Annotated in this window: 14 protein-coding genes and 1 pseudogene; 8 read left to right on the top strand and 7 right to left on the bottom strand. The window is 71.8% G+C overall.

The annotated features are described in order from the left end of the window. Window positions 1-25 precede the first annotated feature (25 nt). Genes ACFPZJ_RS02785 through ACFPZJ_RS02775 form a run of 3 tightly spaced genes read right to left on the bottom strand, consistent with a single transcriptional unit; the run spans window position 26 to window position 4,513 of the window. A complete protein-coding gene (locus ACFPZJ_RS02785; RefSeq protein ID WP_381016608.1) occupies window positions 26-1,978 on the bottom strand; it encodes an ABC transporter permease/substrate-binding protein in 1,953 nt (650 codons plus the stop codon). Continuing rightward, a complete protein-coding gene (locus ACFPZJ_RS02780) occupies window positions 1,968-3,488 on the bottom strand; it encodes a sugar ABC transporter ATP-binding protein (RefSeq protein ID WP_381016605.1) in 1,521 nt (506 codons plus the stop codon). The genes ACFPZJ_RS02785 and ACFPZJ_RS02780 overlap by 11 nt, the downstream gene beginning before the upstream one ends. Next, window positions 3,485-4,513, bottom strand: coding sequence for a LacI family DNA-binding transcriptional regulator (locus tag ACFPZJ_RS02775; protein WP_381016603.1), 1,029 nt, complete (start codon window positions 4,511-4,513; stop codon window positions 3,485-3,487). Before ACFPZJ_RS02775 ends, ACFPZJ_RS02780 begins: the two co-directional genes overlap by 4 nt. A gap of 253 nt (window positions 4,514-4,766) precedes the next feature. Here ACFPZJ_RS02775 and ACFPZJ_RS02770 point away from each other — a divergent pair, with 253 nt between their 5' ends. The 3 genes from ACFPZJ_RS02770 (at window position 4,767) to ACFPZJ_RS02760 (ending at window position 9,044) form a co-directional block, all read left to right on the top strand. Further along, window positions 4,767-5,132, top strand: a complete 366-nt coding sequence (locus ACFPZJ_RS02770) for a cupin domain-containing protein (RefSeq protein WP_381016601.1) — start codon at window positions 4,767-4,769, stop codon at window positions 5,130-5,132. Window positions 5,133-5,220: 88 nt separating this feature from the next. Continuing rightward, window positions 5,221-7,500: an SF1B family DNA helicase RecD2 gene (gene recD2, locus ACFPZJ_RS02765; RefSeq protein WP_381016599.1), complete on the top strand. Its 2,280-nt coding sequence runs from the start codon at window positions 5,221-5,223 to the stop codon at window positions 7,498-7,500. Window positions 7,501-7,754: 254 nt separating this feature from the next. Next, a complete protein-coding gene (locus ACFPZJ_RS02760; protein WP_381016597.1) occupies window positions 7,755-9,044 on the top strand; it encodes a citrate synthase in 1,290 nt (429 codons plus the stop codon). Window positions 9,045-9,647: 603 nt separating this feature from the next. Here the strand turns inward: ACFPZJ_RS02760 and ACFPZJ_RS02755 are convergent. The 3 genes from ACFPZJ_RS02755 to ACFPZJ_RS02745 form a co-directional block, all read right to left on the bottom strand. Further along, the gene (locus ACFPZJ_RS02755) at window positions 9,648-11,888 is read right to left on the bottom strand and encodes a heavy metal translocating P-type ATPase (RefSeq protein WP_381016594.1); all 2,241 of its coding nucleotides are present in this window, start codon (window positions 11,886-11,888) and stop codon (window positions 9,648-9,650) included. A gap of 115 nt (window positions 11,889-12,003) precedes the next feature. Then, window positions 12,004-12,243, bottom strand: a complete 240-nt coding sequence (locus ACFPZJ_RS02750; RefSeq protein ID WP_381016591.1) for a heavy-metal-associated domain-containing protein — start codon at window positions 12,241-12,243, stop codon at window positions 12,004-12,006. Between the two features lie 78 nt (window positions 12,244-12,321). Continuing rightward, window positions 12,322-12,972 carry a TetR/AcrR family transcriptional regulator gene (locus ACFPZJ_RS02745; RefSeq protein ID WP_381016588.1) on the bottom strand — a complete coding sequence of 217 codons (651 nt, stop codon included), beginning with the start codon at window positions 12,970-12,972 and terminating at the stop codon, window positions 12,322-12,324. A 170-nt stretch (window positions 12,973-13,142) separates the two neighbouring features. Between ACFPZJ_RS02745 and ACFPZJ_RS02740 the strand changes: the two genes are divergently transcribed. After that, window positions 13,143-15,362: an MMPL family transporter gene (locus tag ACFPZJ_RS02740; protein ID WP_381016586.1), complete on the top strand. Its 2,220-nt coding sequence runs from the start codon at window positions 13,143-13,145 to the stop codon at window positions 15,360-15,362. 45 nt (window positions 15,363-15,407) lie between these two features. After that, window positions 15,408-16,451: a zinc-dependent alcohol dehydrogenase family protein gene (locus tag ACFPZJ_RS02735; protein ID WP_381016583.1), complete on the top strand. Its 1,044-nt coding sequence runs from the start codon at window positions 15,408-15,410 to the stop codon at window positions 16,449-16,451. A 40-nt stretch (window positions 16,452-16,491) separates the two neighbouring features. Here the strand turns inward: ACFPZJ_RS02735 and ACFPZJ_RS02730 are convergent, their stop codons facing one another. Continuing rightward, window positions 16,492-16,701, bottom strand: coding sequence for a helix-turn-helix transcriptional regulator (locus ACFPZJ_RS02730; RefSeq protein ID WP_381016580.1), 210 nt, complete (start codon window positions 16,699-16,701; stop codon window positions 16,492-16,494). A gap of 660 nt (window positions 16,702-17,361) precedes the next feature. Between ACFPZJ_RS02730 and iolC the strand changes: the two genes are divergently transcribed. The 3 genes and pseudogenes from iolC to ACFPZJ_RS02715 form a co-directional block, all read left to right on the top strand. Continuing rightward, window positions 17,362-18,312, top strand: coding sequence for a 5-dehydro-2-deoxygluconokinase (iolC, locus tag ACFPZJ_RS02725; RefSeq protein ID WP_381016579.1), 951 nt, complete (start codon window positions 17,362-17,364; stop codon window positions 18,310-18,312). Next, entirely contained in the window at window positions 18,309-19,190 is an 882-nt protein-coding gene (locus ACFPZJ_RS02720) for a Cgl0159 family (beta/alpha)8-fold protein (RefSeq protein ID WP_381016576.1), read from the top strand. Before iolC ends, ACFPZJ_RS02720 begins: the two co-directional genes overlap by 4 nt. 43 nt (window positions 19,191-19,233) lie before the next feature. Beyond that, a pseudogene (locus ACFPZJ_RS02715) lies at window positions 19,234-19,344 on the top strand (5-deoxy-glucuronate isomerase); the annotation flags it as partial. Window positions 19,345-19,438: the final 94 nt, after the last annotated feature.

Here is a 19,438-nt window from a genome sequence, read left to right as displayed (position 1 = left end):
GGCCAGGTGACCCGGCTGTCCGACGTCAGCCGCCGAAGCCGGCCACGTTCTGCCGCGTGACCACCTTCACCGGCACCTTCACCATCTCCTCGACCTTCTTGCCCTCGGCCGCCCGCAGCGCGTTGGCCACCGCGATCCGGCCCAGCTCCTTCGGCTGCTGGGCGACCGACGCGTACAGCGTGCCCGCCCGGACCGCCTTCAGCCCGTCAGGCGTGCCGTCGAAGCCGACCACCTGGACCGACTTCCCGGCCTTGGAACCCAGCGCCTTGATCGCGCCGAGCGCCATCTCGTCGTTCTCGGCGAAGACACCGTCGATGTCGGGGTGGGCCTGCAGCAGGTTCGTCATCACGTCCAGGCCCTTGGTGCGGTCGAAGTCGGCGGGCTGCTTGGCGACGACCTTGATGCCCGGGTAGGCCTTCAGGCCCTCGGCGAAGCCCGCGCCGCGCTCCCGGCTGGCGGAGGTGCCCGCCTGGCCCTGCAGGACGACGATCGTGCCCTGGCCGCCGAGCTTTTCGGCGAGCGCCTTCGCGCCGAGCCTGCCGCCGGCGACGTTGTCGGAGGCGACCAGGGCGGCCGTGTCGGCCTTGTTGACGCCCCGGTCGACGGCGACGACGGGGATGTCCGCCGTGTTCGCCGAGCGGACCGACGGGCCGGCCGCGTCCGAGTCCACGGGGTTGACGACGATCGAGCCGAGACCCTCGCTGGTGAAGTTCTGCACCTGGTTGGCCTGCTGCGAGGCGTCGTTCTGCGCGTCCGTGACCGTCAGGTCCACGCCCAGCTTCTTCGCCTCGGCCTCGGCACCGGCCCGGATCTGCACGAAGAACGGGTTGTTCAGCGTCGACAGGGACAGGCCGATCTTCTGCGTCTTCGCCGCCGACGAGCCGCCGTGCAGGAAGGACATCGCGCCGACGACCGCCACCGCGACCACGGCCGCGATCACGTACGTCGCTGCCTGCCTCCCCTTCCCGCCTCCGGAGGCGCCCGCGGGCGCCGTGGTGGCACCGGCCTTGCGGCGCACGGTGTCCAGCAGCACCGCCAGCGCGATGACGACACCGATCACGACCTGCTGCCAGAAGGCCGACACCGACAGCAGGTTGAGTCCGTTCCTGAGCACGGCCAGGATCAGCGCGCCGATCAGCGTCCCCGACGCCTTGCCGGTGCCGCCCGCCAGCGAGGCGCCGCCGATGACGACGGCGGCGATCGCGTCGAGCTCGTAGCCCTGCGCGGCCTGCGGCTGCGCCGACGACAGGCGCGCGGCGAGCACGATGCCCGCGGCGGCCGCGAACAGTCCGGACAGCGCGTAGATGGCGAGCTTCTGCTTCTTCACCCGCAGACCCGACAGCCGGGCGGCCTCCTCGTTGCCGCCGATCGCGTACATCGAGCGGCCGATGTACGTCCGGCCGAGCACGAACGCCGTGATCAGGCCCATGACGACCATCACGAGCACCGGCACCGGCAACCAGCCGCCCAGCGTGTCGCCCAGGTGCGCGACCGAGTCGGGCAGGGCTATGGGGGAGCCCTGCGAGATGACCAGGGACAGGCCGCGCGCCACCGACAGCATCGCCAGCGTCGCGATGAACGGCGGCAGCTTGCCGTACGAGATCAAGAAGCCGTTGACCAGGCCGCACGCGATGCCGGTCGCGACGGCCAGCAGGACGGCGAGCAGGACCGGGACGCCCTCGGAGGTGGCGCTCCAGGCCAGCACGGTGGCCGACAGGGCGGCCACGGAACCGACCGACAGGTCGATGCCCGCCGAGACGATCACGAAGGTGACGCCGAAGGCCAGGATGGCGGTGACCGCCGCCTGGACGCCGACGTTCAGCAGGTTGTCGGCCGTCAGGAAGTCGCCGGACAGCGCCGACATCGCGACGACGAGGACGATGAGCGCGGTCAGCGCGCCGTTGTCGAGCAGCAGGCGGCGCAGACCGCCCGAGGCGCCACCCGCGCCCGCGGTGCTCTTGAGCGTGTCAGTGGCCACGGGGGGCCTCCGTTCCGGTCGTAGGGGTGCTCACGGCGAGTGCCATCACGGCGTCCTGGGTGGCCTCGTCGGCGTGCAGCTCGCCGGCGATCCGGCCCTGCGCCATCACCAGCACCCGGTCGCTCATGCCGAGCACCTCGGGCAGATCGCTGGAGATCATCAGGACGGCGGCGCCCTGGGCGGTGAGTTCGTTGACGAGCTGGTAGATCTCGACCTTGGCGCCGACGTCGATGCCGCGGGTCGGCTCGTCGAGGATCAGCACCTTGGTGTTCGCCAGCAGCCACTTGCCGATGACGACCTTCTGCTGGTTGCCGCCGGACAGGGTCCGCACGTGCTGGCCCAGGTTCGCCATGCGGACGCCCAGCTGCTCGGCGATCCGGGCGGCGGCCTCCCGCTGCCCCCTGAGATCGACGAGCCCCGCGCGGGTGGCCGAACGCAGCGTCACCAGGCCGAGGTTCTCCTCGACGGAGGCGTCCAGCACCAGCCCCTGGCCCTTGCGGTCCTCGGGCACCAGCCCGATGCCCGCCTCCAGGGCGGCGTTCACGTCATGGCGCCGGAGCGGGGCGCCCGCCACCTCCACGACCCCCTCGTCGTACGGATCGGCGCCGAACACCGCCCGTACGACCTCGGTACGGCCGGCCCCGACCAGCCCCGCGATGCCCACGACCTCACCGGCGCGGACCTCGAAGCCGACGTCGTGGAAGACGCCGTCCCGGGTCAGTCCCTCGACCCGGAGCAACGCCTCGCCGGTCTCCGGCCGCCGGCGGGGGTACTGCTGCTCGATCGACCGCCCCACCATGAGGCGCACGAGCTCGTCCTCGGGCGTGGCGGCGGGCACCTGGCCGACGCTTCTGCCGTCCCGGATGACGGTGACCCGGTCGCCGAGGGCGGCGATCTCCTCCAAGTGGTGCGTGATGAACACGATCCCCACGCCGTCCTCGCGCAGTCGGCGCACGATGGCGAAGAGCTTGTCCACCTCCTCGGAGGTGAGCACCGCGGTCGGCTCGTCCATGACGAGCACGCGCGCGTTCAGGCTCAGCGCCTTCGCGATCTCCACCATCTGCAGGCGGGCGATGCCGAGTTCACGCACGCGCGCGCGTGGCGACACCCGCACGCCGACCCGCTCCAGCAGGGCGGCGGCCCGCTCCTCCATCGTCTTCCGGTCGATCATCCCGAAGCGGCGCGGCTGCCGCCCCAGGAAGATGTTCTCGGCGACCGTCAGATCGGGAACGAGGTTGAACTCCTGGTAGATGGTGGCGATCCCGAGGCGTTCGGAGTCCTGCGCGCCCTGGATGCGCACTTCCTCGCCGCCGACCAGGATCCGGCCGGCGTCGGGCGTGTAGGCGCCCGACAGCATCTTGATGAGGGTGCTCTTGCCCGCGCCGTTCTCGCCGAGCAGCACATGCACCTCACCACGGCGCAGGTCGAAGTCGACGCCGTCCAGCGCGACCACGCCGGGGAACGTCTTGCGGATGCCCTCGATGCGCAGCAACTCGTCCGGGTCGCTCACGTCGTACTCCTTCGTACGGGGGACTGTTCGGGGGCCGGCTCGCCGCACGAGCGGCGTACGACGAGACGGGCGGGGAGGGTGACGGACTCGCCGGTCCGCCCCTCGACGCGGTCGACCAGCGCGCGCACGGCGGCGCGCCCCAACTCGCCCGTGGGCTGGGCGATCGCGGTGACGGGCGGATCGGTGTGCACGAACCACGGGATGTCGTCGAACGCGGCCAGCGCGATGTCGCCGGGAATCCGCAGCCCGCGCGCGCGGACGGCGTCCAGCGCGCCGAGGGCCATCAGGTTGTCCGCGGCGAAGACGACCTCGGGCGGCTCGGGCAGGTCGAGGAAGCCCTCGGTGACCCGGCGTCCGCTCTCGGCCTGGAAGTCGCCCTGGCCGACGTACGCGGCCGGCAGGACGAGCCCGTACGCGGCCAGCGCCTCCCGGAACGCCTCCACGCGTTCCCGGCCGGTCGTGGTCGCCGCCGGGCCCGCGATGATCGCCAGCCGTCGGTGCCCGAGCCCGTGCAGATGCGCCACGAGGTCCCGGACGGCGGCCCGCCCGTCCGCGCGGACGACCGGCACGTCGACGCCCGGGATCCACCGGTCGACGAACACCATCGGCGTCCCCGCGCGCGCGGCGTCCAGCATCAGCGGCGAGCCGCCGTCGGTGGGGGAGACCAGCAGGCCGTCGATCCGGCGGTCGAGCAGGGTCCGCACGTGGTGGTCCTGGAGGTCGGGCCGTTCGTCGGCGTTGCCGATGATGACGCTGTAGCCGAGGGCGCGTGCCTCCTCCTCGACGGAGCGGGCCAGTTCGGTGAAGTACGGGTTCATCACGTCGCTGATGACCAGGCCGAGGGTGTGGGTCTGGTCGGTGCGCAGGGAGCGGGCGACGGCGTTCGGGCGGTAGCCCAGGGCCTCGACGGCGGCCAGCACGCGCGTGCGTGCGTCGGCGCTGACCGACGGGTGGTCGTTCAGGACGCGCGAGACCGTGGCGACGGAGACACCCGCCTCGGCGGCGACGTCCTTGATGCTCGCCATCGTCGCCCCACCTCCTCGTGGAACTCGTGGAGCCCGGGAAGCTCCTGCGGACTCAGCGCGTGGAATCGATTACATCCACGGTCCACGGAGGATTGGAATCGATTACACGGGCCTGCGGCAAGCCCTCGGCCCCCTCCCGAGACCGGATCGTGATGAACCCCGCCCACCGGTCGCGTGCCGATCGGGGCCGGGCCAGGCTGGACGTACGGGGTGGTTTCCTCGAAGGCCTTGCCGGGCCGGAAGCGGAGGAGTCATGACGTCCGCCACTCGGAACGACGTCCCCGTCGCCCTGCAAGGAGACGGAGCCGAACTGCGCATGAAGCCGATCGGCGGCGGCATGTCCGTCGGCTACCTCGCCTTCCCGCAGGGCACGGACATGGGCCCGGCCCTGAAGGGCATGCCCGACGACGCGTGCCAGTGCCCGCACTGGGGTTACGTGCTCAAGGGCCGCCTGCGGCTGCTCACGGCCCAGGGCGAGGAGTTCTACGAGGCGGGGCAGGCGTACTACTGGCCGCCCGGCCACGTCCCGGTGATCCTGGAGGACTGCGAGATCGTGGAGTTCTCGCCGACCGAGGAGTTCGAGCGGGTGATCAACCACGTGGTCGCGCAGGCCGGGTGACCGAGCCCGCCGTGCCGGGCGCGCCGTACGGGCACCCCGTCTTCCACAGGCCGCCGCCACTGTCGGACCCGGGCGGTACGGTCGGATCATGTCCAACCAGGCGGGGAGTTCCCCACGCGCGGGGAACGGGGAGCGACGACCGGCCGTCCTCGAAGGCGTCCTGGAACGCATCACGTACGCCAACGAGGAGAACGGCTACACGGTCGCACGCGTCGACACCGGCCGGGGAGGCGGCGACCTCCTCACGGTCGTCGGCGCGCTGCTCGGCGCCCAGGTCGGTGAGTCCCTGCGCATGGAGGGCCGCTGGGGCTCCCACCCGCAGTACGGCAGGCAGTTCCACGTGGAGAACTACACGACCGTCCTGCCCGCCACCGTCCAGGGCATCCGCCGCTACCTCGGCTCGGGCCTGGTCAAGGGCATCGGCCCGGTCTTCGCCGACCGCATCACCCAGCACTTCGGCCTGGACACGCTGAGGATCATCGAGGAGGAGCCGAAGCGGCTCATCGAGGTGCCCGGGCTCGGGCCCAAGCGCACGAAGAAGATCGCCGACGCCTGGGAGGAGCAGAAGGCGATCAAGGAGGTCATGCTCTTCCTCCAGACCGTCGAGGTCTCCACGTCGATCGCGGTGCGCATCTACAAGAAGTACGGCGACGCCTCGATCTCCGTCGTGAAGAACCAGCCCTACCGGCTGGCCGCCGACGTCTGGGGCATCGGCTTCCTCACCGCCGACAAGATCGCCCGGTCCGTCGGCATCCCGCACGACAGCCCGGAGCGCGTCAAGGCAGGCCTGCAGTACGCGCTGTCGCAGTCCACCGACCAGGGCCACTGTTTCCTGCCGGAGGAGCAGCTGATCAAGGACGCGGTCAAGCTGCTCCAGGTCGACACCGGCCTCGTCATCGAGTGCCTCGCCGAGCTCGCCGAGCCGGCGGAGGAGGGCGAGGACCCCGGCGTCGTACGGGAGAAGGTGCCCGGCCCGGACGGCGGCCCGGAGCCCGTCACCGCCGTGTACCTCGTGCCCTTCCACCGTGCCGAACTCTCCCTGTCCGCCCAGCTGTTGCGCCTGCTGCGCACCGAGGAGGACCGTATGCCGGGCTTCCGGCAGGTGGACTGGGACAAGGCCCTGGGGTGGCTCAGGGGCCGTACGGGGGCCGATCTCGCCCCCGAGCAGGAGGCGGCCGTCAGACTCGCCCTCACCCAGAAGGTGGCCGTCCTCACCGGCGGCCCCGGCTGCGGCAAGTCCTTCACGGTGCGCTCGATCGTGGAGCTGGCCCGCGCCAAGAAGGCGAAGGTGGTGCTGGCCGCCCCGACCGGCCGGGCCGCCAAGCGCCTGTCGGAGCTCACCGGCGCCGAGGCCTCCACGGTCCACCGCCTGCTGGAGCTGAAGCCCGGCGGCGACGCCGCCTACGACCGGGACCGCCCGCTGGACGCCGACCTGGTGGTGGTCGACGAGGCGTCCATGCTGGACCTGCTGCTCGCCAACAAGCTGGTCAAGGCCGTGCCCCCGGGCGCGCACCTGCTCTTCGTCGGGGACGTGGACCAGCTGCCCAGCGTCGGCGCGGGCGAGGTGCTGCGGGACCTCCTGGCGGACGGCGGTCCGATCCCCGCCGTCCGTCTCACCCGCGTCTTCCGCCAGGCCCAGCAGTCGGGGGTGGTGACCAACGCGCACCGCATCAACGCCGGACAGCACCCGGTCACCGACGGCATGAAGGACTTCTTCCTCTTCGTCGAGGACGACACGGAGGCCGCCGGACGGCTCACCGTGGACGTCGCGGCCCGCCGTATCCCGGCCCGGTTCGGGCTGGACCCGCGCCGGGACGTCCAGGTGCTGGCCCCGATGCACCGCGGCCCGGCCGGAGCGGGCACCCTCAACGGCCTGCTCCAGCAGGCCGTCACCCCCGGCCGTCCCGACCTGCCCGAGAAAAGGTTCGGTGGACGTGTGTTCCGTGTCGGCGACAAGGTCACTCAGATTCGCAACAATTACGAGAAGGGCAAGAACGGTGTCTTCAACGGCACCGTGGGCGTGGTCACCTCGCTCGACCCGGTCGACCAGCGTCTGACGGTGCTGACGGACGAGGACGAGGAGGTTCCCTACGAGTTCGACGAGCTCGACGAGCTGGCTCACGCGTACGCCGTGACCATCCACCGCTCCCAGGGCAGCGAGTATCCGGCGGTCGTCATCCCGGTCACCACGGGCGCCTGGATGATGCTCCAGCGGAACCTGCTGTACACGGCGGTCACCCGCGCCAAGCGGCTGGTCGTCCTCGTCGGCTCACGCAAGGCGATCGGACAGGCGGTGCGCACGGTGTCGGCGGGCCGGCGCTGCACGGCACTCGACTTCCGGCTCGCACCCCGCGCTCTGGAGGGTTGAAAACACCCTGGGAGACAGGCCTCACGGGCCCTTCGCGACGGACATCCCAAAAAATGATCGATCAAACGAGTCGCAAAGGTCACAAGGCACTTCCAGTTGGGGAACACAGCGGGCAGGATGAGCAAGTTGGCGGCACTGAGTGCCGCCAGTAAGCCCAATGCCCGACCCCGAGTGCACTCTCCTGAGCCAAGTGGGGGATGGTAGAGACAGTCAGGGCACCTCGAAGATGAGGCACAACGTCGGTGAGGGAAGACGTGAGCGACAACTCTGTAGTACTGCGGTACGACGGCAACGAGTACACCTACCCGGTGATCGACAGCACCGTCGGCGACAAGGGCTTCGACATCGGCAAGCTCCGCGCCCAGACCGGTCTGGTGACACTGGACAGCGGCTACGGCAACACCGCCGCCTACAAATCCGCTATTACCTACCTGGACGGCGAGGCCGGCATCCTCCGGTACCGCGGCTACCCGATCGAGCAGCTGGCCGAGCGCTCCACGTTCCTGGAGGTCGCTTACCTGCTGATCAACGGCGAGCTGCCGACCGTCGACCAGCTCACCGCGTTCCGGAACGACATCACGCAGCACACCCTGCTGCACGAGGACGTCAAGAACTTCTACAAGGGCTTCCCGCGCGACGCCCACCCGATGGCCATGCTCTCGTCGGTCGTCTCGGCGCTGTCCACCTTCTACCAGGACAGCCACAACCCGTTCGACGAGCGGCAGCGCAACCTCTCCACGATCCGCCTGCTCGCCAAGCTCCCGACGATCGCGGCGTACGCGTACAAGAAGTCGATCGGTCACCCGTTCGTCTACCCGCGCAACGACCTCGGCTACGTCGAGAACTTCCTGCGCATGACGTTCTCGGTCCCCGCGCAGGAGTACGAGCTCGACCCGATCGTGGTCTCCGCGCTGGACAAGCTGCTGATCCTGCACGCGGACCACGAGCAGAACTGTTCGACCTCCACGGTCCGCCTGGTCGGCTCCTCGCAGGCGAACATGTTCGCCTCGATCTCCGCCGGCATCAACGCCCTGTGGGGCCCGCTGCACGGCGGCGCCAACCAGTCGGTGCTGGAGATGCTGGAGGGCATCCGCGACTCCGGCGGCGACGTCGACTCCTTCATCCGCAAGGTGAAGAACAAGGAGGACGGCGTCCGCCTGATGGGCTTCGGCCACCGGGTCTACAAGAACTTCGACCCCCGGGCCAAGATCATCAAGGCCGCCGCGCACGACGTGCTGTCCGCCCTCGGCAAGTCCGACGAGCTGCTGGACATCGCGCTGAAGCTGGAGGAGCACGCGCTCTCCGACGACTACTTCGTCTCGCGCAGCCTCTACCCGAACGTCGACTTCTACACCGGCCTGATCTACCGGGCGATGGGCTTCCCGACCGAGATGTTCACGGTCCTGTTCGCCCTCGGCCGGCTGCCGGGCTGGATCGCCCAGTGGCACGAGATGATCAAGGAGCCGGGTTCGCGCATCGGCCGCCCGCGCCAGATCTACACCGGCGTGGTGGAGCGCGACTTCGTTCCGGTCGAGGAGCGCTGACCTTCTGACCGCCACCGGGGGCCTGACCGCGAGGCGGGCCCCCTGGCGCAGCGGACGAGGCGGGCCTCGGGAACAGCGGAAAAAAGAAGGCGCCCCGGCGCCGGTCCCCCCACGGGCCGACGACCAGGGCGCCTTCCCATGTCCCGGTGCGGATTCCCCCCACGGGATCCGGCCGGGCGTCTGTGAGGACAGCGCCTGAATCGCTGTGTGAGCGAAACGAGCAAAACTCGTCGCACTCGGGTACCGCTGTGCGGTCTGCCGGGACAGCGCACGTCGGGAGGGCCGCTCAAAGCTTCCCGGTGTACGTGTCCCGGCAACGCATCTCTGAGGAAGTCCCCCAAGACATCCTCAGATGCCAGGAAGCGCCCCCCAAGACGCTGCCCGACATCGCCAACTTAGACCTTCGAACCCCTTCGATGGTTACGTTCACATCACTGTGATCTGCGTCTCTTGCATATGTCCTTTAGGTACGCAAGAGCCCGGATACACCGAACGAGACCCAAGCGTAAGGAAGATGCGCGAGGCTTGTGAAGAGCTTATGTGAGGGTCGTACCGGACTCCAGAGGGACTCCCCCTGCAAACCTCCGCGAACGCGCTGCGAACTCAGCGAAACGCCCGGAGCCGGAGGCTGTTCGTCACCACGAACACCGACGAGAACGCCATTGCGGCCCCCGCGATCATCGGGTTCAGCAGCCCGGCCGCGGCCAGCGGCAGCGCGGCCACGTTGTAGCCGAAGGCCCACACCAGATTGCCCTTGATCGTCGCCAGGGTCCGGCGCGACAGCCGGATCGCGTCGGCGGCCACCCGCAGATCGCCGCGGACCAGCGTGAGGTCACCGGCCTCGATCGCCGCGTCCGTGCCGGTGCCCATGGCCAGGCCCAGATCGGCGGCGGCGAGCGCGGCCGCGTCGTTGACGCCGTCGCCCACCATGGCCACGCGCCGGCCCTCGCCCTGGAGCCGCCGTACGACGGCGACCTTGTCCTCCGGCAGCACCTCGGCGACCACGTCGCCGGCGTCGATGCCGACCGCCCGGGCCACCGCCTCGGCCACCGTCCGGTTGTCCCCCGTCAGCAGCACCGGCGTAAGTCCCAGCGCCCGCAGCTCGCGCACCGCCTCGGCGCTGGTCTCCTTGACCGCGTCCGCCACGGCGAGCACACCGCGCGCCGCCCCGTCCCAGCCGACCACGACGGCCGTACGGCCGTTCTCCTCGGCCTCGCGGCGGGCCCGGGCCAACTCCTCCGGAAGGCGGTCGAAGAGGCGGCCCGCGGCCACCTCACGGCCCTCCACGCACCCGCGTACGCCCCGGCCGGGAACGTTCTCGAAGCCCTCGGCCTCGGGCAGCGTCCCGACGCGCTCCGCCGCGCCCGCGGCGACGGCCCGGGCGACGGGGTGTTCGGAGGCGTGCTCCAGCGCGCCGGCCAGCCGCAGCACCTGCTTCTCGTCCGTGCCCTCGGCGACGTACACCTCCTGGAGGGTCATACGGCCGGTGGTGACGGTGCCGGTCTTGTCCAGGACGACCGTGTCGACCCGGCGCGTGGACTCCAGCACCTCCGGGCCCTTGATCAGGATGCCGAGCTGCGCGCCGCGCCCGGTGCCGACCATCAGCGCGGTCGGTGTGGCGAGGCCCAGGGCGCACGGGCAGGCGATGATCAGGACCGCGACGGCGGCGGTGAACGCGGCGACCGCGTCACCGGTCAGGCCGAGCCACGCCCCCGCCGTGCCGGCCGCGATCAGCAGCACCACCGGCACGAAGACGGCGGAGATCCGGTCGGCCAGTCGCTGCACCTCGGCCTTGCCGTTCTGCGCCTCCTCCACCAGCTTCGCCATCCGCGCGAGCTGTGTGTCGGCGCCGACGCGGGTGGCCTCGACGACGATCCGGCCGCCGGCGTTGACCGTGGCGCCGGTGACCGCGTCGCCGACGGTCACGTCCACCGGCACCGACTCGCCGGTCAGCATGGAGGCGTCGACCGCGCCGGTGCCGTCCACCACGGTCCCGTCGGTGGCGATCTTCTCGCCGGGCCGTACGACGAACCGGTCGCCGACGGCCAGCCGGTCCGCCGGTATGCGCACCTCCTGTCCGTCGCGCAGCACGGCGACGTCCTTGGCGCCCAGTTCCATGAGGGCGCGCAGGGCCGCTCCGGCGCGGCGCTTGGAACGGGCCTCCAGGTAGCGGCCGAGCAGGATGAAGGCGGTGACGCCGGCGGCCACCTCCAGGTAGACCGTCGAGGCGCCGTCCGCGCGGGAGACGGTCAGTTCGAAGGGGTGCCGCATGCCCGGCATGCCCGCGTCGCCGAGGAACAGCGCCCACAGCGACCAGCCGAACGCCGCCAGCGTGCCGAGGGAGACCAGCGTGTCCATGGTGGCCGCGGCGTGCCGCGCGTTCGTCCAGGCGGCCCTGTGGAAGGGCAGGCCGCCCCAGACCACGACGGGTGCGGCGAGGGCGAGCGAGAGCCACTGCCAGTTGTCGAACTGGAGGGCGGGGACCATCGCCAGCAGCACGACGGGGAGGGCGAGGAGCACCGAGACGGCGAGGCGCCGGCGCAGGGCCGACAGCTCGGGTTCCTCCGCGCTCTCCTCGTGGGCCTTCTCCCGGGCGGGCTCCTCGGCGGTGTACCCCGTCTTCACGACCGTCGCGATGAGGTCGGCGACCTCGGTGTCCGCGGGGTAGGTGACCCGGGCCTTCTCCGTGGCGTAGTTGACCGTCGCGGTGACGCCGTCCATGCGGTTGAGCTTCTTCTCGACGCGGGCCGCGCAGGAGGCGCAGGTCATCCCGCCGATGAGCAGCTCGACCTCACGCACCCGGGGCGTCGTGTCCGCCGGGGCCCGGTCGGTGGTGCTGGTCATGTCCGTACTCCAGTAAGTCCTCGCCGGGGAGGGCCGGGCTGTGTGGGCCGCAGGGACGTGGGGCCGGTGGCGGCGGCACGGCCCCGGGGTCGCGGGTGCCCGGCTCGGGCGTGGATCAGGCCTTGCCGGTCAGTTCGAAACCGGCCTCGTCGACGGCGGCGCGCACGGCCTCCTCGTCGAGCGGGGCGGCGGAGACGACGGTGACCTCGCCGCTGGAGGCGACGGCCTTCACCGCACTGACGCCGGGGATCTGGGAGATCTCGCCGGAGACGGCGCCCTCGCAGTGTCCGCAGCTCATTCCGCTCACCTTGTAGACAGTGGTGACGGGGCCCTGGGTGTCGGTCTGGCCGGTCATGTCGTTACTCCTCATCGAGGCCGTTGGGGTTGAGGGGGCCCTAGGGGCCATGTCACCAGGGTATACCCCTAGGGGGTATTAGTCCATGACGAGGGGTTCGAGGTAGCGGTAGAGCACGTTCTTCAGCTCCCGGATGTACGCCTCCCGCTCCTCGCCCTCGTGGGCGAGGACCAGTTCCAGGCCGGCCTTGTAGAGGCCCACGCACATCCGCGCGGTGCGGGCGACGTCCGGTCCGGGGGTGTCCGGCAGGTACGGCGACAGCAGCGCCTCGACCCGGCTCACCAGGGTCGCGTGCAGCGCGTCGTGCTCCTCGGCGATGCGGCCCGGGATGTCGGGGCCGTGCATGAGCGCGAAGAACACCGGATGGCGGCAGTTGAAGTCGATGAAGCGGTCCACCGCGGCGGCGACGGCCTCCTCCAGCGGGGTCGCCGGGTCCATCGGCGCGAGGGCCTCGCTGTACGTCTCCCGCATCTCGTGCATGAGCCGCTCACCCAGCTCGATCGCGATCGCTTCCTTGTTCGGGAAGAACTGGTACAGCGTGCCCGGCGAGACGCCCGCCTCGCGGGCGATGGCGTTGGTGCTGGCGGCCGTGTAGCCGGTGGTGCAGAAGACGGAGGCGGCCGCCTCCAGCAGCTGCGCGATGCGCCGCTCGCCGCGCGCCTGGCGGCGGCGTGGGCGGGCGTCGGCCGCCGGTTCCTTCTCGGGCCTCTTCTCGGTCGTGTCGGGCACGCGTTATCCCCAGGTCCTCGGACGCGATTGACAAACGCGAGCGACCGCTCGCATTCTTGTGAAACGCGAGCGATCTCTCGTGTTCGCCAGTCTATGGCAACGGCAGATCCATGCCTTCCGCCTGCGCAAAGGCGTCGGGCACGGCTTCACGGTGAAGGGGACACCGCACGATGACCGAAGTCAACAAGCCGCCCCGGGCGGGCAGGTGGACCCGTCTCGTCACCGCCCGCCCCCGGCTGTCGCTGCTGGCGGCCCTGGTGCTCACCGTGCTCGCCGTGCTGGCGGGCAGCGGGGTCGCCGACCGCCTGGGCGCCGGCGGCTGGGAGGACCCGGACGCCGGGTCCACGTACGCGACCAAGGCACTGGAGCGCGAGTTCCCCGGCTCCCAGCCCAACTTCCTGCTGCTCGTCGACGCGGGCCGCGCCTCGGTCGACGACCCGGCGGTCGCCGCCGAGGCCAGGCGCCTCGCCGCCCGCCTGTCCGGCGAGAAGGGCGTCACGGGGGTCGGTTCCTACTGGCAGTCCGGCGCCCCCGCCCTGCGCGCCGAGGACGGCCGCGAGGCGCTGATCGCCGCCCGCCTCACGGGCGACGAGAAGGAGGCCGGCGAGACCCTCGACCGCATCGCACCCCGCTACCGGGGCGGACACGGCCCGGTGGAGGTCGCCGTCGGCGGCCCGGTCGCCGTGCGGCACGAGATGCAGACGATCATCCAGGAGGACCTGACCCGGGCCGAGCTGATCGCCCTGCCGGTGACGCTGGTGCTGCTGGTGATGGTCTTCGGCAGCGCGATCGCCGCGCTGCTCCCGCTCGGCATCGGCATCGTCGCCATCCTCGGCACCAACGCCGTACTGCGCGGCCTGACCGAACTCACGGACGTGTCCGTCTTCGCGCTGAACCTCACGACGGCACTCGGCCTCGGCCTCGCCATCGACTACGCGCTCTTCATCGTCCGCCGCTTCCGCGAGGAACTCGCCGCCGGCGCCGACCCGTCGACGGCGGTCGCCACGACCCTGCGCACGGCCGGCCGCACCGTGCTCTTCTCCGCCCTCACGGTGGCGGTCTCCCTGGCGGCGATGCTGCTCTTCCCGCAGTACTTCCTGCGCTCCTTCGCCTACGCCGGCATCGCCGTCGTCCTGCTGGCAGCGGCAGCCGCACTGATCCTGCTCCCGGCGGCCCTCGTGCTCCTCGGCCACCGGGTCAACGCGCTGGACCTGCGCCGCCTGTTCCGCCGCGACAGGCCCGCGCGGGCTCCCGACGCGCAGGGCAGGGGCTGGGCCCGCGCGGCGACGCTCGTGATGCGCCGCGCCCCGTTCTTCGCGCTCGGCACCACAGCCGTGCTGGTGCTGCTCGGACTGCCGTTCCTCGGCGTGAGGTTCGGCACCGCCGACGACCGTCAGCTGCCCTCGACCGCCGAGTCCCACACCGTGCAGCAGCACATCCGCGAGAACTTTCCCGGCAGCCCCGGCGGCGGCCTGGAAGTCCTCGCCGAGGGCCGCGCGACCCAGGCGCAGTACACCGCCTACAAGCAGCGCATAGCCGGCCTGCCCGACGTCCTGCGGGTCGACGGGCCCCTCGTCAAGGGCGAGTCCGCCTACTTCACGGTGCTGCCCGAGGGCGAGGCCGTCGACGAGCCCGCCCAGCGCCTGGTGGGCGAACTGCGGGCGCTGGACGCCCCCTTCGACACCGAGGTGACCGGCGCGGCGGCCGTCCTGGTCGACTCCAAGGACGCGATAGCGCAACGCCTGCCGGAGGCCGCCGTCTTCATCGCCCTGGTCACCCTGCTCCTGGTCTTCCTCCTGACCGGCAGCGTGCTGATCCCCCTCCAGGCGGTGGTCCTCAACGCGCTGAGCCTGACGGCGATGTTCGGCGCGGTCGTCTGGGTCTTCCAGGACGGCCACCTCTCCGGCCTGCTCGGCTTCACCAGTCCCGGCTCCATCGAGACCACACTGCCGGTCCTGATGTTCTGCGTGGCCTTCGGCCTCTCCATGGACTACGGCGTCTTCCTCCTCTCCCGCATCAAGGAGGAGTACGACCACACCGGCGACCACGATCAGGCGGTCCGGCACGGCCTGCAGCGCACGGGCGGTCTGATCACCGCCGCGGCGGTCATCCTGGCGGTGGTCATGATCGCCATCGGCACCTCCCGCGTCACCAACACCAAGATGCTCGGCCTCGGCATCGCCCTGGCGGTCCTCATGGACGCGATGATCGTCCGCAGCCTGCTGGTCCCCGCGGTCATGCGCCTCACGGGACGGGCGACCTGGTGGGCACCGGGGCCGCTGCGGCGCTTCCATCAGCGGTTCGGGATGAGCGAGGGGGAGGCGGGGCCGGCGGTCGCCGAGACAGAGGAGGGCCGGGGCGCGCGGGACAGAGTGGAGGTGGGCGGATAGCGTTCCGCCGGAGCGAGCCATCGAGCAGAAGGGCGAGGGCGGCGGATGCGGGCCGTGGTGTTCGAGCAGTACGGGGAACCGGCCGAAGTGCGCGAGGTGGCGGACCCCCGGCCCGCCGAGCACGGGGTCGTGGTGCGGGTCGAGGCCACCGGGCTGTGCCGCAGCGACTGGCACGGCTGGCAGGGGCACGACCCGGACATCGCGCTGCCGCACGTGCCCGGGCATGAGCTCGCCGGTGTCGTCGAGGAGGCGGGCGCCCGGGTGACCGGGTGGCGCCCCGGTGACCGGGTCACCGTGCCGTTCGTGTGCGCCTGTGGCACCTGCCCGGCCTGTGCGGCGGGCGACCAGCAGGTCTGCGAGCGGCAGACTCAGCCCGGCTTCACCCACTGGGGCAGCTTCGCCCAGTACGTGGCGCTGGACCACGCCGACGTGAACCTCGTCGCCGTACCCGAGGAGATGTCGTACGCGACGGCGGCCTCGCTGGGGTGCCGGTTCGCCACGGCGTACCGGGCGGTGGTGCAGCAGGGGCGGGTCGCGGCGGGGGAGTGGGTCGCGGTGCACGGCTGCGGGGGAGTGGGCCTGTCGGCGGTGATGATCGCGGCGGCGTCGGGGGCGCGGGTCGTCGCCGTCGACGTCTCACCCCAGGCGCTCGACCTGGCGCGGACGTTCGGGGCGACGCGGTGTGTGGACGCCTCGCGCGCCGAGGACACGGCGGCGGCGGTCCGTGACCTCACCGGCGGCGGTGCCCACCTCTCCCTGGACGCTCTCGGCTCGCCAGCCACCTGCGCCGCCTCCATCGACGGCCTGCGCCGCCGCGGCCGACACGTCCAGGTCGGTCTGCTGCCCTCGCCGGCCGGTACGACGCCGGTTCCGATGGCCCGCGCGATCGCCCTGGAGCTCGAACTCCTCGGCAGCCACGGCATGGCCGCGCACACCTATCCGCCGATGCTGGAGCTGGTCCGGGCGGGTGTGCTGCGCCCCGACCTCCTGGTGACGTCCACGATCACGCTGGACGCGGTTCCCTCGGCGCTGGCGGCGATGGGGACGGCGCCGGGGGCGGGTGTGACGGTCGCCGAGCCCTGGAGCTGACGGGCCGACGGCTGACGGGCTGACGGGCCCACGGCGACCGTCAGGACTCCTCAGCCGCTCTGCGCCCCCGGTTGCCGGGCCTGGAGGCCACCCAGGCCCGGACCGTGTCCGCGTACCAGAACGGTTTGCCGCCCTCCACGTGGTCCGGCGGGGGCAGCAAGCCGTGTTTGCGGTAGGAGCGCACGGTGTCCGGCTGCACCCGGATGTGGGCAGCGATCTCCTTGTAGGACCAGAGCCTTCGGTCCGTCATGAGTTGCACCTCCCTGCGCGCACCGCGGCGGCGGCCGGAAGCGGCCGTCCGGGGGAGCCGGGTGCGCTGGCGATCACCAAGCCATGTGCCCGGTCAACGACGCACGGTGATCACAGGGCAGGGCCTGTGCGACGGGTGTGACGGAAGGCCCGCGTACATGCGACACATGTGACACGAAGCGGGCTTTTGTGACACGGATGAGGCAAACGAGCCCGACGGTCCGACGGCGGGGCGCGTTGACGCGAGGGCACGCGGACGGCTCACCAAGACCGCTGCTCGCCACGACCGTGGACTCACGGTGCGCGGCGGCGGCCTGTCGGCCCGGGCCCCCTCCCGCCAAACGCCCGGCCGCCGTCCGTACGGGCCCGCTGCGGGCCGCCCAGCGGCCCCGGCCGCCGACTCCTGGGAGGCGGGGGGCCCGTCCCCGGACGTGACACGAACCCCCGGGAGCAGCGGGGCCCGTGCCTGGACGCCACGTGAACGCCGGCGAGCCACCGGACCCGCCCCACCCCCCGGAGGTGCGCCCCGCAGGAAATCCCGCATTCCCGGACAGCCCGGAAAGCGCTGTCAAAGTGTGGTCCGAATGTCCGGACAAAACATTGACAGGGCTTCGCGTGCGGGACTACAAAGCCGGGGAGAGCCAATACCGAAGGGACCACGATGGCGTACGACCTGATCACCATGGGGCGGATCGGAGTGGACCTCTACCCGCTCCAGACGGGTGTCCCGCTGCCGCAGGTCACGTCCTTCGGCAAGTTCCTCGGCGGCTCCGCCACCAACGTCGCGGTCGCCGCGGCCCGCCTCGGACGCCGTACGGCGGTGATCACCCGTACCGGCGACGACCCCTTCGGCACCTACCTGCACGAGGCCCTGCGCGACTTCGGTGTCGACGACCGCTGGGTCACGGCGGTGCCCGGCCTGCCGACCCCGGTCACCTTCTGCGAGGTCTTCCCGCCGGACGACTTCCCGCTGTACTTCTACCGGCAGCCCAAGGCGCCCGACCTGGAGATCGACGCCCACGACCTCGACCTCGACGCCATCCGTGAGACCCGCATCTTCTGGATGACCGGCACGGGCCTGAGCGAGGAGCCGAGCCGTACGGCGACCCTCGCCGCCCTCGCCCATCGCGCCAAGTCGGGCACGACGGTCTTCGACCTCGACTGGCGCCCCATGTTCTGGACGGACCCGGACGCGGCCCGGCCCTTCTACCAGGAGGCCCTGCGCCACACCACGGTCGCCGTCGGCAACCTCGACGAGGTGGAGGTCGCCACCGGAGTCCGCGAACCCCACGCCGCCGCCCGCGCCCTCCTCGACGCCGGCGTCGAGCTCGCGGTCGTCAAGCAGGGCCCGAAGGGCGTCCTGGCCGTCAACCGGGAGGGCGAGCAGGCCGAGGTGCCGCCCCTGCCCGTGCGCGTCCTCAACGGGCTCGGCGCCGGCGACGCCTTCGGCGGCTCCCTGTGCCACGGGCTGCTGGCCGGCTGGGACCTGGAGACGACCATGCGGCACGCCAACGCCGCCGGCGCCATCGTCGCCTCCCGCCTGGAGTGCTCGTCCGCCATGCCGACCCCGGACGAGGTCCGGGCGGCGCTCACCGCGGGGGCCGTACGGTGACCGTCGACGTCTGCGAACTCGTCCGGCTGCGGGTCCACCGCCCCGAGGCCGTGGCCGAGGCCGCCGCCCGCCGCGTGCGCAGGCCGCTGTTGGGCGACTCCGGCCGGCTGATGATCGTCGCCGCCGACCACCCGGCGCGCGGCGCGCTCGGCGTCGGCGACCGGCGCCTGGCCATGGCGAACCGCGCCGACCTCCTCGAACGCCTCTGCCTGGCGCTGTCCCGCCCCGGCGTCGACGGCGTGCTGGCCACCGCCGACATCCTCGACGACCTGCTCCTGCTCGGCGCCCTGGACGGCAAGGTCGTCATGGGCTCCATGAACCGGGGCGGTCTGCAGGGCGCCAGCTTCGAGCTCGACGACCGCTTCACCGGCCACCGCCCCGAGGACATCGAGCGTCTCCGCTTCGACGCCGGCAAGCTGCTCCTGCGCGTCGACTACGACGACCCGGGCTCGCTGACCACCCTGGAGTCCACCGCCCGTGCCATCGACGACATGGCCGCGCGCCGCCTCCCGGTCTTCGTCGAGCCGTTCCTCAGCCACCGCAGCACCACGGGCCGGGTCGTCAACGACCTGTCCGCCGAAGCCGTCACCAAGTCGATCGCCATCGCCTCCGGGCTGGGCGGCACCTCGGCCTACACCTGGCTGAAGGTCCCGGTCACCGAGAACCCCGACGACATGGCCGAGGTCATGGCGGCCTCGACCCTGCCCGCCGTCCTCCTCGGGGGCGAGGTCGGCGACGACCAGACCGCCGCGTACGAGAAGTGGCGCGGCGCCCTGCAACTGCCCACCGTGCGCGGCCTCGTCGTCGGCCGTTCGCTGCTGTATCCGGCGGACGGCGACGTGGCCGCCGCGGTGGACACCGCCGTAGGACTGCTGTGAGGGCCGCCGTATGACCGGCACCGTCCCCCTGCCGGGCGGGCACCGCGCCGCCCGGCCCCCGATCGCCTCCGGCGTGGGAGTCCGCTTCGCCCTGGCAGGAGCGAAGTGCGAGCGACGACTCCCCGCCCGCCACGGTCCCGCGCCGGAGGTTCCCCACCCGCGTCACGCCGCGTGCGGCGGGGGGTCCACCGGCCTTCCGTGCGCGCGCCGTCGAGTCATACGGCACGGTGGAGCCGTACGGGAGTGAC

The organism is Streptomyces bullii, from assembly GCF_042657145.1.
Lineage (GTDB): Bacteria > Actinomycetota > Actinomycetes > Streptomycetales > Streptomycetaceae > Streptomyces > Streptomyces bullii.
Note: the sequence above shows the minus strand (reverse complement) of the source record. Positions and strands in the feature narration are given on the sequence as shown.

Coding starts and splice junctions, on each gene's coding strand:
- ACFPZJ_RS02735 (WP_381016583.1), top strand. CDS start 15,408: ATGCGGGCCGTGGTGTTCGAGCAGTACGGGGAACCGGCCGAAGTGCGC.
- recD2 (WP_381016599.1), top strand. CDS start 5,221: ATGTCCAACCAGGCGGGGAGTTCCCCACGCGCGGGGAACGGGGAGCGA.
- ACFPZJ_RS02755 (WP_381016594.1), bottom strand. CDS start 11,888: ATGACCAGCACCACCGACCGGGCCCCGGCGGACACGACGCCCCGGGTG.
- ACFPZJ_RS02730 (WP_381016580.1), bottom strand. CDS start 16,701: ATGACGGACCGAAGGCTCTGGTCCTACAAGGAGATCGCTGCCCACATC.
- ACFPZJ_RS02750 (WP_381016591.1), bottom strand. CDS start 12,243: ATGACCGGCCAGACCGACACCCAGGGCCCCGTCACCACTGTCTACAAG.
- ACFPZJ_RS02740 (WP_381016586.1), top strand. CDS start 13,143: ATGACCGAAGTCAACAAGCCGCCCCGGGCGGGCAGGTGGACCCGTCTC.
- ACFPZJ_RS02770 (WP_381016601.1), top strand. CDS start 4,767: ATGACGTCCGCCACTCGGAACGACGTCCCCGTCGCCCTGCAAGGAGAC.
- ACFPZJ_RS02775 (WP_381016603.1), bottom strand. CDS start 4,513: ATGGCGAGCATCAAGGACGTCGCCGCCGAGGCGGGTGTCTCCGTCGCC.
- iolC (WP_381016579.1), top strand. CDS start 17,362: ATGGCGTACGACCTGATCACCATGGGGCGGATCGGAGTGGACCTCTAC.